This window comes from Pseudomonas sp. S2_A05, from assembly GCF_054668485.1.
On the sequence record NZ_CP162775.1, the window covers coordinates 3,052,772 to 3,065,756 of the forward strand.

Here is a 12,985-nt window from a genome sequence, read left to right on the forward strand (position 1 = left end):
GGGAGCGAGCCTGCTCGCGAAAGCGTCGTGTCAGTCAACATTGCTGGCGACTGATACAGCGCATTCGCGAGCAGGCTCGCTCCCACATTTTGATGTTGTGTCAGGGTTCCAGGCCGATGCGAAAGAACTCGCCGCCGCTCCACACGCCCAACCAGCGCTGACCATCGATCTCGCGGCTCACCGCCAGTTCCACCAACTGGTAAAACACATTGCGGTGAATCAGCGCTTCAAGGTTGCTGCGCACATGCACATAAGGCGCAGGCTCCTGGGTCTCAGGATCGATCTCGACACGCAGCGGATGCTCAGTCCCCGCTTCGGTGGTTTCCTCGACGTTGGTGGTAAAGCGCAAAACCTGCGCCTCGCCCTCGCCTTGCACGTCAACGGCAACCGCCACGAACGGCGCGTCATCGACCTTGATCCCGACCTTCTCGACCGGGGTGATCAGGAAATAATCATCGCCGTCGCGGCGGATGATGGTGGAGAACAGTTTGACCATCGGCTTGCGCCCGATCGGCGTACCCAGGTAGTACCAGGTGCCGTCACGGGCAATGCGCATGTCGATGTCGCCGCAGAAATCCGGGTTCCACAAATGCACCGGTGGCAGGCCTTTGGTCTTGGGGATCTGCCCCAGCAGGTCATTGGCTGTTTGCGGGTCACTCATGGCGTACTCCTTGATTACTGGTCGCCGATCCCCAGCAGGCTGCGTGCGTATTGCGCCAGCGGCGGACCGATGAGGTCTTCGGGTTTGGAATCATGGAACGTCAGTAAACCGCCACGACTCTTGATCCGCGCAGTATCAATCAAATACTGGGTGCTGGTCTCGATCAACATGATCTGAATCACGCCGCCATCGATACCGAGGCGATCCACGGCTTCCTGGTCCAGCCACTCATCGGAGTTGCCGATGCGGTCGTCAGCCTTGGCGAATCGTGTGTAGAGCAGGTAATGCGCCCCGGCATCGCGTGCTTCGCCCATGGCCTGGTCGAGGCCTTCCGGCGCACGGGCGCGGCGGACCATCGGGAAGTATTCGACAAAGCCCTTGAAGGCTTCTTCGGCGACCACGTTCGGCCGTGGATAGGAACCACCCGGCGGTGCGAACGCGCCCTGGGCGATGAAGATGAACGAGTCCGGCTGAATGCGGAGATTGTTCACCCGGCGACTGTCGCTATGGTCCAGAAGCCCCGCATCGCTCATGTGATAGCGAGTGCCTTCGGCCATATCGCTGACATTCATGCAGCCGCCAAGCGCCAAAACGGCCAGCAGCAAAACCAGGCTACGCATCCTATTCCTCCAGAAGCCGGTGTCGGAAAACCGGCGAATGGCCGTTGAATGCAGCTTTTGCGCCAGCTCGACAAATTCAGTGATAAAGGCATTCGCGAGCAGGCTCGCTCCCACAATTGAAATGCATTCCAAATGTGGGAGCGAGCCTGCTCGCGAAAGCCGTTGTTCAACCGCCAATAATCTTCATGACAGTAGCGCCGCCAGAGAACGCCACCTCCTGTTTGTCACCCAACGCCTTGACCAGCAAACGTTGCAGCGCCGGCAACGCCTGATGACGCGGCTTGTCGAGCAGATCGCCGACATAGTGGCGGTTGCTCGACGACAAACAGCCATGCAGCCAACCGGTCGACGACAGGCGCAAGCGCGAGCAGGTGCGGCAGAACGGCACGCTTTCGTTGGCGATTACTCCGAAATTGCCGCGACCGGGAATCGCATAGCGCACAGCCGTGGCGTCCACCGGTGCGTCGGTCTGGGCGTATTCATAACGTTCGCCGATCAGGCCGAGCAACTGCTCAAGGCTGACGAACTGCTGCAGGAAGGCATTGGAATCCTTGGCCAGGTGGCCCATGCGCATCAGCTCGATGAAGCGCAGTTCGAAGCCGCGCTCCAGACAGTAATCAAGCAGCGGCATGACCTGATCGAGGTTTTGCCCGCGCAACGGCACCATGTTGACCTTGATCTTCATCCCGGCAGCGGCAGCCTGATCCATGCCATCGAGCACGCTGGCCAGATCGCCGCCACGAGCGATGCTGCGAAAAGCAGCGGCATCAAGAGTATCGAGGGAAACGTTGATTCGACGCAGACCGGCATCGACCAGCAGCGGCAGTTTTTTCGCGAGGAGTTGACCATTGGTGGTCAGGCTGATGTCGTCGAGGCCCATCTGGCCGACGGCAGTCATGAACGATTCGAGTTTGGGGCTGACCAGTGGCTCGCCGCCAGTGATGCGCAGGCGCTCGATGCCGGCCGCTTCGATCAGGTATTCGACGCCGCGCGCCATGGCTTCGGCCGACAGTTCATCCTGCGCAGCGACCAACCGCTTGCCGTTGGGCACGCAGTAGGTACAGGCGTAATTGCAGGCAGAGGTCAGGCTGATGCGCAGATTGCGAAAACGCCTGCCTTGACGGTCAACGATCATGAAACACTCCGGCGAAAGAAATCGAGCGAGCAAAACTTGACTGAGAAATCAGGTTTTAGCAAGCCCTATGCCTGAGTATATTCCTGTGCTATTGCGCCATGTTGTGAAAACACGGCGCAATCAGCCCGCTGAATGACTTATGTGCTCGGCGTTTCCGGGTCGCGCTTGCGCTTGTTGCCCATGCGCACGCCGATGTCCATCAGGAACTGGAAGAAGCCTTCCTGATCTTCCAGCACATTGCTCCAGAATGGCGAGTGATACAGCGCCACCGCGCCGTGTACCAACGCCCAGGATGCGCAGTAGTGGAAGTACGGCGGCACGTCTTCGAGCTTGCCTTCGCTGATGCGCCCCTTGATCAGCAGGGTCAGGCGTTCGAAGTTCGAGGCACGGATCTTGTGCAGCTCCTCGACCATCTCCGGCACCTGATTACCCTTGACCACTTTCTCTTCGAGACGGTCGAACAGGCGATAGCGCTGCGGGTCGCGCATGCGGAATTCGAAGTAGGCGCGCGACAGCGCTTCCTTGTCCTTGTCGACATCGGCCGAATGCAGCAGCTCGTTCAAATCGCGCTCGTAGTCGAGCATCAGGCGCAAGTAGATCTCGGCCTTGGATTTGAAGTGCTTGTAGATCGTGCCTTTGCCGATACCCACGGCATCAGCAATCATCTCGACGGTGACACTGTCTTCACCCTGGTCGAGGAACAGCTTGAGCGCGGTATCGAGAATTTCCTGCTCGCGGCGACGAAATTCACGGACCTTACGAGGTTCTTTATGCATAAGAAAAAGGTCTGAAGGGTCAAAATTCGAAGCCGCGTATTATGCCTAACTTGCGCAAAAAAGCACGGTTCATCGACCAAATCTGTGTTTCTTGTTCATTTCGAGAACGAATCGGGTGCAATGAGAACTCAACTGAAGCAAACGTATTCCAAATTTGTTTAAAAACCCCGACCCGCTCACTGGACTGCACGCCAGACTGATCAATACTTGAACTGTCGGGCGACATCTCCCCCAAGTGTCGTGCCGGTAAAGGTACCAACGGACCGCGTGCCTTTGTTTTACTCCTAATGGTCTTAACCCGGATTCACCCCCCAGAACCCGGGTTTTTTTTGCCTGCGATTTGGCCTGCCGTCATACGGCAGATTTAACACTCGCCAGCGGGAACAAGCGCTTGAAGTTTTCCGTGGTCTGCTCGGCAAAGCGCTCGTAGTTCTCACCACGCAGCATCGCCAGAAACTCCGCCACTTCGCGCACGTACTGCGGCAGGTTCGGCTTGCCGCGATACGGAATCGGCGCCAGATACGGCGAATCGGTTTCCACCAGCAGGCGATCGGCCGGCACTTTGCTCGCCACATCGCGCAGAGCGTCGGCATTGCGGAACGTGACGATGCCCGACAGGGAAATGTAATAACCCATGTCCAGCGCCGCTTTGGCCATGTCCCAATCCTCGGTGAAGCAATGCAACACACCGGCCTGGGGCAGCGCCGCTTCGCGCAGCAGTTCGAGGGTGTCGGCACGGGCGCCGCGAGTGTGGATGATCACCGGCTTGCCGGTCTGCTGCGCCGCTTGCAGATGCAGGCGAAACGACTCCTGCTGCAACTCGGCAGCTTCCGGCTCGTAGTGATAGTCGAGACCGGTTTCGCCGATCGCCACCACTTTCGGGTGATCGAGTTCGTGCAGCAGCCAGTCCAGCGCCGGTGCCGCGCCCGGCTGCACATCCAGTGGATGCACGCCGACCGAGCAATCGACATCGGCATAACGCTCGGCGAGGGCTTTGACGTCGGCGGCGTTGTCGGCGCTGACGCCAATGCACAAAAAGTGTCCGACCCCGCGCTCACGGGCCGCAGCGAGTGCGGCATCCAGCGAGCCTTCATGGGCGGCGAGGTCGAGACGGTCAAGGTGACAATGGGAATCTACGAGCATAAAAAGGACTGCAACTTACATCGTATGAGTGGGACGGTCGGATTTCAGCGCTCCGGCCAGATGAGTTTCGATGCGACTGCGCGCGGTGTCGTCGCCGTCGTTGAATTGCACACCGACACCGGCGGCGCGATTGCCTTGTGCGCCTTTGGGGGTGATCCAGGCGACTTTGCCGGCGACCGGAATTTTTTCCGCTTCATCCATCAGGTGCAACAGCATGAACACCTCGTCGCCCAACCGGTAGCTTTTGTTGGTCGGGATGAACAGTCCGCCATTCTTGATGAACGGCATGTAGGCGGCGTAGAGCACCGACTTGTCCTTGATGGTCAGGGACAAGATGCCGTTACGCGGCCCCGGGCTGACAGGTTCAATCATGTTCACCTCCACTGCTGATCTTCAGAGTCTAGGTACACATTCTTATCTTTGACCAGGCAATCCCACCCATTGCACCAACAATGCTTCCAGCAACAGGGCCGGATTGAGGTTGGCCTTGCTCAGCACTTTCTGTCGCTGGGCGAGAATCCAATCCTGAATATCCAGCACTTTACCCTGCGGGCTTTTCTGGGCCAGGTACTGCACGACCTTGCGCATATCGGCCAGGCCGAGACCGGCTTCGTCCTGAGTCAGTTGATAGCGCAGGATCAGGCTCGACCAGTCGTAGAACCAGTCGAACAGACGCAGCATCGGAATGCTTTTCCACTCTTCCGCCAGTTGCGTCGGCGATTGCTGGCCCTTGAGCAACTTCTTCACGCCTTCGACCACTTGCGCGCGCTGTTCACGCACACCTTGCGATTGCAGGCTGACCGCCATCAGCGGCGACCCGGCGGCGAGGGTCAGCAGTTCGACGCGCTCTTCCTCCGCGCAATCCGGCAGCGCCTGGGCCAGCCATTGCAGGCTCATCGCCTCGCCCGGCAGCGGGCAGGCCTGCTGCACGCAACGGCTCTTGATGGTTGGCAACAAACGGCTCGGCTGGTGGCTGACCAATAGCAGCACGGTATCGCCGGACGGTTCTTCAAGACTTTTGAGCAAGGCGTTGGCAGCGTTGATGTTCATCGACTCGACCGGCTCGATCAACACCACTTTGCGCCCGCCGAGCTGCGCGGTCTGCACGACGAAACTGACCAGATCACGAACCTGATCGACCTTGATCGCCTTGTCCGCCTCTTCCGGCTCCAGGATGTAATTGTCCGGATGACTGCCGGCCTTGAGCAGCAAGCAGGATTTGCACTCGCCGCACGCCTCAGGCGTCGGACGCTGGCACAGCAGGCTCGCCATCAGGCGTTCGGCCAGCGCACGCTTGCCGATCCCGGCCGGACCGTGCAGCAGATACGCGTGGGCATGCTGACTGCGTCCGGCCAGTTGCTGCCAGAGGCTGTCCTGCCATGGATAGGCCTCAGCCACGGGCCAGCTCCAGCAAATTCGGTAGCAAGGTGTCCAGCGATTGCTGGACCTTGGCCAATGGCTGACCGGCATCGATGCGCACGTAGCGCGACGGGTCGGCTTCGGCGCGTTTCAGGAACGCATTGCGCACGTTCTCGAAAAACGCCCGGCCTTCGAGTTCGAAACGGTCCAGGCGACCACGGGCACTGGCGCGGGCCAGGCCGATTTCAACGGGCAGGTCGAAAATCAAGGTCAGATCGGGCCGCAAGTCGCCCTGCACAAAAGTTTCCAGCGTAGCAATGCGCTCCAGTGACAAACCACGACCGCCGCCCTGATAGGCGTATGTCGAGTCGGTGAAACGATCACACAGCACCACAGCGCCACGGGCCAGCGCCGGGCGAATCACCTCGGCCAGATGCTGGGCGCGCGCGGCGAACATCAGCAACAGCTCGGCGTCCGGGTGCATCACTTCGTCGGCCGGGGTCAGCAGGACATCACGAATCCGTTCGGCCAGCGGTGTACCGCCGGGCTCACGGGTGAGCAGCACTTCGATACCGGCGGCGCGCAGGCGCTCGGCGAGGTATTCGCGATTGGTGCTCTTGCCCGCGCCTTCCGGGCCTTCCAGGGTAATAAACAAGCCAGTCACAGGCAGTCCTTCATCAAAGTCATTGCGCGTTCTGTGGTGCAGCGGCGTCCGGTTCCAGGGCTGGCGCAGGTTCTTGCGGCGGCACTTGCGGCAGCGCCTCGGGCGCGGTGTTCGGCGAGGCCGCCGGAGTCGCCTCATCGGTGGCCGGCGCGGTTACTGGTGCCGGGCTGGAACGGTAATCGGCGCGGCGCTTGAGCTGGTATTCACGCACTGCGTTGTTGTGCGCATCCAGATCATCGGAGAACACATGGCTGCCATCGCCACGGGCGACGAAATACAGGCTGCTGCCCTCCACCGGGTTGAGCGCAGCATGAATCGCCTCGCGCCCGACCATCGCAATCGGCGTTGGCGGCAAGCCTGGAATCACGTAGGTGTTGTAAGGCGTCGGCTCTTTCAAATGTGCGCGGGTCAGTTTGCCGGTGTAGCGATCACCGAGGCCATAAATCACCGTTGGATCGGTCTGCAACTGCATGCCCAGCGCCATGCGCCGTACAAAGACGCCGGCAATCTGCCCGCGCTCCTGCGGAACGCCGGTCTCTTTCTCGACCAGCGAGGCCATGATCAGCGCTTGATAAGGTTCGCTGTAAGGCACATCGGCAGAACGCTGCGCCCACTCTTTGGCGAGCACTTCATCGAGACGATCAAAGGCCTTTTTCAGCAGCTCGGCATCGGACATGCCGCGCACGAAGCGATAGGTATCCGGGAAAAACCGACCTTCCGGGAACAAGCCTTTGTGGCCGATCTTCGCCATCACGTCGCTGTCGCTCAGGCCATTGAGGGTCTGCTCGAGCTTGTCATCCTTGGCCAGAGCGGCGCGCACTTGATGAAAAGTCCAGCCTTCGACCAGGGTCAGGCTGTACTGAACCACGTCGCCACGCTTCCACGAGTCGATCAGACCGTTGACGGTCATGCCCGGCTGCATGCGGTATTCGCCGCTGTGAATCGGTGTGCCGGCGAGATTGAAGCGCCAGTAGACGCGCAGCCAGAACGCGTCCTTGATGACGCCATCGGTTTCGAGTTCAAGGAAGGTACGGGTCGGTGTAGAGCCTTTCGGCACATCCAGCAGTTGTTCCTGCGGGATGTTCAGGGGCTGTTCCAGCGCCGAATGAATTTTCCAGGCGCTGGCGCCCAACAGCAGCCCTGCCAGAACCAGTCCGGTTTCCAGCAGCAGCAAAAGTTTACGTCTCACGAATCAAGCATCCAGTAGCGCGCGGGCAATGGTTTGCAGTTTACGGGTGAGCGGGCCAACCGGCCAGCTCAGTGCAGCACAGGCGCGTACCGGCCAGACGCCATAAACGCTGTTGCAGACAAACACTTCATCAGCCCATTGCAGCTGTTCGAGGCTGATATCGGCGATTTGCGTGGGGATGGCCAGCGACTCGGCCTGAAACAATATTTCCGCGCGCATCACCCCAGCGACCCCGCAGCGCTTCAAGTCGGGCGTAATCAGACCACCGTCGCGCACCAGGAAAATATTGCTGTACACACCTTCGACGACGCGCCCGGCCTGATCGAGCATCAAGCCTTCGGCATGCTCGCTGTCCTGCCATTCGGCGCGGGCGAGCACCTGTTCCAGTCGATTCAGATGTTTGAGCCCGGCCAACAAAGGCTGCGTAGATAAACGCGTGTTGCAGGGAAACAGGCGGATGCCGTGCTCGGCATGGGCAGCGGGATACGCTGCCGGCGGATTGCCTTGCAGGATGCGTCGGCCCTGCGCCGCAGGATCGGGCGCATAACCACGCAAGCCGTCACCCCGAGTGAGGATAAGCTTGAGCACGCCCTCGCCCATCGCAGCGGCATAGCTGAGCAGCTCATGGCGAACCAGCTCGAGATCGGTCGCGATGGCCAGACGCGCGCAGCCATCAGCCAGACGCGTCAGGTGCCGATCCAGCAGGACGGGCTGACCACTGCGCACGGCAATGGTCTCGAACAGACCATCGCCGTAAGCCAGGCCGCGATCTTTCAGCGACACCACGTCAGCCGGTTGACCGTCGACCCAGCTGTCCATCAGCCGGCGAACCGGCGAAACGCCAGAGTGCCGTTGGTGCCGCCAAAACCGAAGGAGTTGGACAGCACGACATCGATGTCCATGTTACGCGCGGTGTGCGCAACGAAATCGAGATCGCAGCCTTCGTCCGGTTCATCGAGGTTGATGGTCGGCGGTGCCACCTGGCTGTTGATCGCCAGCACGCTGAAAATCGCTTCGACCGCGCCCGCCGCACCCAACAGGTGGCCGGTCATCGACTTGGTCGAGCTGACGGCCAGCTTGTAGGCGTGATCGCCGAACACCGACTTGATCGCATTGGCTTCGGCAAGGTCGCCGGCCGGGGTCGAGGTGCCGTGGGCGTTGATGTACTGCACTTGATCGACATTGATCTTCGCGTCACGCAGGGCATTGGTGATACAGCGCGCGGCACCGGCGCCATCGGCGGGTGGCGAGGTCATGTGGAACGCGTCGCCACTGGTGCCGAAACCGATCAGCTCGGCGTAGATCGTCGCTCCACGGGCCTTGGCGTGCTCCAGCTCTTCGAGAACCAGAGCGCCAGCACCATCGGACAGAACGAAGCCGTCGCGGCCCTTGTCCCACGGACGGCTGGCGCGGGTTGGCTCGTCGTTGCGGGTCGACAGCGCACGGGATGCGCCGAAGCCGCCCATGCCCAGACCGCAGGCAGCCATTTCCGCACCGCCGGCAATCATCACGTCGGCTTCGTCGTACATGATGTTGCGCGCGGCCATGCCAATGCAGTGCGTACCGGTGGTGCACGCGGTGGCGATGGCGTAGTTGGGTCCCTGTGCGCCGAGATGGATCGACAGGAAGCCGGAAATCATATTGATGATCGAGCCAGGCACAAAGAACGGCGAGATCCGTCGCGGACCGGTCTCGTGCAGGGTGCGGCTGGTCTCTTCGATGTTGGTCAGACCGCCGATACCCGAACCCATGGCCACGCCAATGCGTTCACGGTTGGCATCGGTGACTTCCAGACCGGCGTTGCGCACGGCTTGAAAGCCTGCGGCGAGGCCATACTGAATGAACAGGTCGAGCTTGCGCGCTTCCTTGACCGACAGGTATTCCTCGACATTGAAGCCCTTGACCGAACCGCCGAAGCGGGTCGAATAGGCAGAAAGGTCGGTGTGTTCGATCAGACCAATGCCACTGCGGCCAGCCAGAATGCCCTGCCAACTGCTCGGCACATCCGTGCCCAGTGGCGACAACATACCCATACCGGTGACTACGACGCGTCTACGCGACACAGCACTCTCCTTTTTCAAATGACGACTTTGCATCAGGCCTAAAGAAAAAACCGCACGCCATGATGGCAGTGCGGTTTTTCCATGACAGCAAGCAACGATTACAAACTATTACGCCTGGTGGCTGGTAACGTAGTCGATTGCAGCTTGTACAGTAGTGATCTTTTCAGCTTCTTCGTCAGGGATTTCGGTCTCGAATTCCTCTTCCAGAGCCATCACCAGCTCAACGGTGTCAAGGGAGTCGGCACCCAGGTCTTCTACGAAGGAAGCGGTGTTGACCACTTCTTCTTCTTTAACACCCAGTTGCTCGGCAACGATTTTCTTGACGCGCTCTTCGATGGTGCTCATACCTTGTTTTCACTCCTAATGGACAAATTCAGGCAGCTGGCCAGTGGGTAAGTGTATAGAAAGCCTTTTCAGTTTTTCAACTGAAAGCTTCACTCCTCAAACCCTGCGGCCCTCTGCCTATAAATAGATTGCAGCTTTATAACGGATTTTAGACAGCTCGTATGACATTTTTTTGAAGCAATCCGTCACATTTTACTTACATGTACATCCCACCGTTCACCGGGATTGTAGCCCCGGTAACGTATGCCGCACCGTCGGATGCAAGAAAAGCGACCACGGACGCGATCTCTTGAGCTTGCCCCAGACGACCCAGCGGAATCTGCGTCTGCAAGGCTTCACGCTGTGCTTCAGGCAGCTCGCGGGTCATATCGGTGTCGATGAACCCTGGGGTTACCGAGTTGACCGTAATCGAACGCGAACCGACTTCACGCGCCATCGCCCGGCTGAAACCTTCCAGACCGGCCTTGGCGGCTGCATAGTTTACTTGGCCGGCGTTGCCCATGGCACCCACTACCGAGCCAATACTGATAATTCGACCCCAGCGCGCCTTGGTCATGCCACGCAAAACGCCCTTGGACAGGCGATACAGACTGTTCAAGTTGGTATCGATCACGTCGTACCACTCGTCGTCTTTCATGCGCATCATCAGGTTATCGCGGGTGATACCGGCATTATTGACCAGAATCGCCACCGGCGCACCGAACTGCTCCTGAATGCCTGCCAGCACGGCGCTGACCGATTCGTCGCTGGTGACATTGAGTTCGAAACCGGCGCCCTGAATACCGTTTTCCTTCAGGGTCGCGGCAATGCGCTCGGCGCCCGACGCGGAGGTCGCGGTGCCGACAACGATGGCGCCCTGACGACCCAGTTCCAGCGCGATGGCCTGGCCGATGCCGCGGCTTGCACCGGTAACCAGTGCAACTTTACCTTGCAGACTCATGCAAGTTTCTCCTGATTCAGGCCTGCGCTGCGCGAGCGGCAGCGAAGGCGTCTGGGATATTGAGATTGGAAGTCGAAACGCCTTCGGCGCAACGTTTGTTCAGGCCAGCGAGGACTTTGCCCGGGCCGCATTCAACCAGATTGGTCGCGCCCTTGGCGGCCAAAGTCTGCACCGATTCAACCCAGCGCACTGGCTTGTAGAGCTGTTCGAGCAGATCGCGCTTGAGGGTTTCCAGATCGGCTGGCACTTGTGCGCTGACGTTCTGCACCACCGGGATCTGCGGCGCCTGCCAGTCGATGGCGGCGATGGATTCGGCGAAACGCTCGGCAGCCGGACGCATCAGCTCGCAGTGCGACGGCACGCTCACCGGCAATGGCATGGCGCGCTTGGCACCACGGGCCTTGCAACCCTCGATGGCGCGCTCGACGGCCGCCTTGGCACCGGCGATCACCACTTGGCCCGGCGAGTTGAAATTCACTGCGCTGACGACTTCGCCTTGCGCCGCTTCGGCGCAGGCAGCCAGCACGTCGGCATCTTCCAGGCCGAGGATCGCGGCCATGCCGCCTTGCCCGGCCGGCACCGCTTCCTGCATCAACTGGCCACGGCGCTCGACGAGCTTGACCGCGTCAGCCAGGGTCAGGCTGCCGGCGGCAACCAGCGCGCTGTATTCACCCAGGCTGTGGCCGGCGACAAACGCCGGACGCGCGCCGCCTTCGGCCAGCCACAGACGCCACAGGGCGATCGAAGCGGTCAGAATGACTGGTTGGGTTTTGTCGGTTTGATTGAGCAGCTCTTCCGGACCCTGTTGGGTCAGTGCCCACAGGTCGTAGCCCAGCGCAGCAGAGGCTTCTTGAAAGGTTTCGAGGATCAGCGGATGTTGCGCGCCCAGCTCGGCCAGCATGCCGAGGGACTGCGAACCCTGTCCTGGAAAGACGAATGCGAGGGAAGCAGACATGTAACAAGCCCCTAATGATCTTGTCGTCGGAAAATAACGCCCTGTTGGGGACGCCAGAAACTGACAGTTTGGATGGCCCTTTGAACCGGGCGGTCACATTTAAGCATTGTCCGACGAAAACGCCTAAGACAACAGCTCCTCCAGACGACCGTGGAGACGCTCGGGGAGGTTCTCTTGAATCTCGATCAGCGCCCGTTGAATGGCACTCTGAAAGCCCTGTACCCCGGCCGATCCGTGGCTTTTCACGACGATGCCCTGCAAGCCGAGAAAGCTTGCGCCATTATGCCGCGCCGGGGCCAGGTCGGCCTGCAGACGCTTCATCAACGGCAGCGCGAGAGCGCCGACAGCGCGCGAAGCGAAGTTTTTCTTGAACAAAGCCTCGATCCGCGCAGCAATCATCGTCGCCAGACCTTCGCTGGACTTGAGCAGGATGTTGCCGACGAAGCCGTCACACACCACCACATCGGCCTCACCGCGATACAAGCCGTCGCCTTCGATAAAACCGATGTAGTTGATCCCGCGCGCAGCCTGCAACAGCGTGGCGGCCAGTTTGACCTGCTGATTACCCTTGATGTCTTCGGTGCCGATATTCAGCAGTGCCACACGCGGACGGGCGATACCCAGGGTCTGTGCAGCGACCGAGCCCATCACCGCAAACTGCAACAGGTGCTCGGCACTGCAATCGACGTTGGCACCCAGATCGAGCAGCTGGCAATAACCGGTCTGCGTCGGAATCGCCGCGACCATGGCCGGACGATCAATGCCGGGCAATGTCTTCAGCACGAATCGTGACAAGGCCATCAACGCACCGGTATTGCCGGCGCTGACACAGGCCTGCACCTTGCCATCGCGCAGCAGTTCAAGGGCTACACGCATCGACGAATCCGGCTTGCCACGCAGGGCTTGGGCGGGTTTTTCGTCCATGGTGATGACTTCGCTCGCCGCGACAATCGTCAGGCGCGCGCGATCGGCAGCCGACTGGCCGTGGATCAGTTCTTCAAGAAGGGAGGGTTGACCGACGAGGGTCAGGTGCAGCGAGGGTGTAGCAGACAGGCAAGCGAGACTGGCCTGAACAATGCTGCGGGGACCGAAGTCCCCGCCCATTGCGTCAATCGCGATGACTTGAGCAGACAAG

General features: G+C 60.1%; 15 protein-coding genes. All 15 read right to left on the bottom strand.

The genetic code is table 11. From position 1 onward, the window contains the following. Positions 1–100: 100 nt before the first annotated feature. The 15 genes from AB4O12_RS13860 to plsX all read right to left on the bottom strand — a co-directional run bounded on the left by AB4O12_RS13860 (position 101) and on the right by plsX (position 12,984). Positions 101–661, bottom strand: a complete 561-nt coding sequence (locus AB4O12_RS13860; RefSeq protein ID WP_041479438.1) for a DUF1285 domain-containing protein — start codon at positions 659–661, stop codon at positions 101–103. Between the two features lie 14 nt (positions 662–675). Continuing rightward, a complete protein-coding gene (locus AB4O12_RS13865) occupies positions 676–1,281 on the bottom strand; it encodes a DUF4823 domain-containing protein (RefSeq protein ID WP_016770979.1) in 606 nt (201 codons plus the stop codon). A gap of 166 nt (positions 1,282–1,447) precedes the next feature. Next, positions 1,448–2,416 (bottom strand): GTP 3',8-cyclase MoaA, encoded by a 969-nt coding sequence (locus AB4O12_RS13870; RefSeq protein WP_076563802.1) that lies wholly within the window; start codon positions 2,414–2,416, stop codon positions 1,448–1,450. A 137-nt stretch (positions 2,417–2,553) separates the two neighbouring features. Further along, a complete protein-coding gene (locus AB4O12_RS13875; protein ID WP_016770981.1) occupies positions 2,554–3,192 on the bottom strand; it encodes a TetR/AcrR family transcriptional regulator in 639 nt (212 codons plus the stop codon). A gap of 351 nt (positions 3,193–3,543) precedes the next feature. After that, entirely contained in the window at positions 3,544–4,335 is a 792-nt protein-coding gene (locus tag AB4O12_RS13880) for a TatD family hydrolase (protein ID WP_236168404.1), read from the bottom strand. 15 nt (positions 4,336–4,350) lie between these two features. Then, positions 4,351–4,707 carry a PilZ domain-containing protein gene (locus AB4O12_RS13885; RefSeq protein ID WP_016770983.1) on the bottom strand — a complete coding sequence of 119 codons (357 nt, stop codon included), beginning with the start codon at positions 4,705–4,707 and terminating at the stop codon, positions 4,351–4,353. A gap of 42 nt (positions 4,708–4,749) precedes the next feature. Then, complete coding sequence (locus tag AB4O12_RS13890) at positions 4,750–5,733, bottom strand: DNA polymerase III subunit delta' (protein ID WP_095181625.1); 984 nt, start codon at positions 5,731–5,733, stop codon at positions 4,750–4,752. Then, positions 5,726–6,358: a dTMP kinase gene (tmk, locus tag AB4O12_RS13895; protein WP_056788253.1), complete on the bottom strand. Its 633-nt coding sequence runs from the start codon at positions 6,356–6,358 to the stop codon at positions 5,726–5,728. The genes AB4O12_RS13890 and tmk overlap by 8 nt, the downstream gene beginning before the upstream one ends. 19 nt (positions 6,359–6,377) lie before the next feature. Next, on the bottom strand, positions 6,378–7,547 hold the full coding sequence (gene mltG, locus AB4O12_RS13900; protein WP_460058779.1) for an endolytic transglycosylase MltG: 1,170 nt from the start codon (positions 7,545–7,547) through the stop codon (positions 6,378–6,380). A 3-nt stretch (positions 7,548–7,550) separates the two neighbouring features. Continuing rightward, on the bottom strand, positions 7,551–8,366 hold the full coding sequence (gene pabC, locus AB4O12_RS13905; protein ID WP_252878698.1) for an aminodeoxychorismate lyase: 816 nt from the start codon (positions 8,364–8,366) through the stop codon (positions 7,551–7,553). Continuing rightward, on the bottom strand, positions 8,366–9,610 hold the full coding sequence (gene fabF / locus AB4O12_RS13910; protein ID WP_038860467.1) for a beta-ketoacyl-ACP synthase II: 1,245 nt from the start codon (positions 9,608–9,610) through the stop codon (positions 8,366–8,368). The genes pabC and fabF overlap by 1 nt, the downstream gene beginning before the upstream one ends. A gap of 108 nt (positions 9,611–9,718) precedes the next feature. Further along, positions 9,719–9,955: an acyl carrier protein gene (gene acpP, locus AB4O12_RS13915; RefSeq protein WP_003175607.1), complete on the bottom strand. Its 237-nt coding sequence runs from the start codon at positions 9,953–9,955 to the stop codon at positions 9,719–9,721. A gap of 196 nt (positions 9,956–10,151) precedes the next feature. Next, the gene (fabG, locus tag AB4O12_RS13920; protein WP_016770989.1) at positions 10,152–10,895 is read right to left on the bottom strand and encodes a 3-oxoacyl-ACP reductase FabG; all 744 of its coding nucleotides are present in this window, start codon (positions 10,893–10,895) and stop codon (positions 10,152–10,154) included. Between the two features lie 16 nt (positions 10,896–10,911). Continuing rightward, entirely contained in the window at positions 10,912–11,850 is a 939-nt protein-coding gene (gene fabD, locus AB4O12_RS13925) for an ACP S-malonyltransferase (RefSeq protein ID WP_315436003.1), read from the bottom strand. 123 nt (positions 11,851–11,973) lie between these two features. Beyond that, on the bottom strand, positions 11,974–12,984 hold the full coding sequence (gene plsX, locus AB4O12_RS13930; protein WP_081932528.1) for a phosphate acyltransferase PlsX: 1,011 nt from the start codon (positions 12,982–12,984) through the stop codon (positions 11,974–11,976). Position 12,985: the final 1 nt, after the last annotated feature.

Excerpts from the sequence above, each read along its gene's own strand:
- AB4O12_RS13860 (WP_041479438.1), bottom strand. The coding sequence starts at position 661 with ATGAGTGACCCGCAAACAGCCAATGACCTGCTGGGGCAGATCCCCAAG.
- AB4O12_RS13865 (WP_016770979.1), bottom strand. The coding sequence starts at position 1,281 with ATGCGTAGCCTGGTTTTGCTGCTGGCCGTTTTGGCGCTTGGCGGCTGC.
- AB4O12_RS13870 (WP_076563802.1), bottom strand. The coding sequence starts at position 2,416 with ATGATCGTTGACCGTCAAGGCAGGCGTTTTCGCAATCTGCGCATCAGC.
- AB4O12_RS13875 (WP_016770981.1), bottom strand. The coding sequence starts at position 3,192 with ATGCATAAAGAACCTCGTAAGGTCCGTGAATTTCGTCGCCGCGAGCAG.
- AB4O12_RS13880 (WP_236168404.1), bottom strand. The coding sequence starts at position 4,335 with ATGCTCGTAGATTCCCATTGTCACCTTGACCGTCTCGACCTCGCCGCC.
- AB4O12_RS13885 (WP_016770983.1), bottom strand. The coding sequence starts at position 4,707 with ATGATTGAACCTGTCAGCCCGGGGCCGCGTAACGGCATCTTGTCCCTG.
- pabC (WP_252878698.1), bottom strand. The coding sequence starts at position 8,366 with ATGGACAGCTGGGTCGACGGTCAACCGGCTGACGTGGTGTCGCTGAAA.
- acpP (WP_003175607.1), bottom strand. The coding sequence starts at position 9,955 with ATGAGCACCATCGAAGAGCGCGTCAAGAAAATCGTTGCCGAGCAACTG.
- fabG (WP_016770989.1), bottom strand. The coding sequence starts at position 10,895 with ATGAGTCTGCAAGGTAAAGTTGCACTGGTTACCGGTGCAAGCCGCGGC.
- fabD (WP_315436003.1), bottom strand. The coding sequence starts at position 11,850 with ATGTCTGCTTCCCTCGCATTCGTCTTTCCAGGACAGGGTTCGCAGTCC.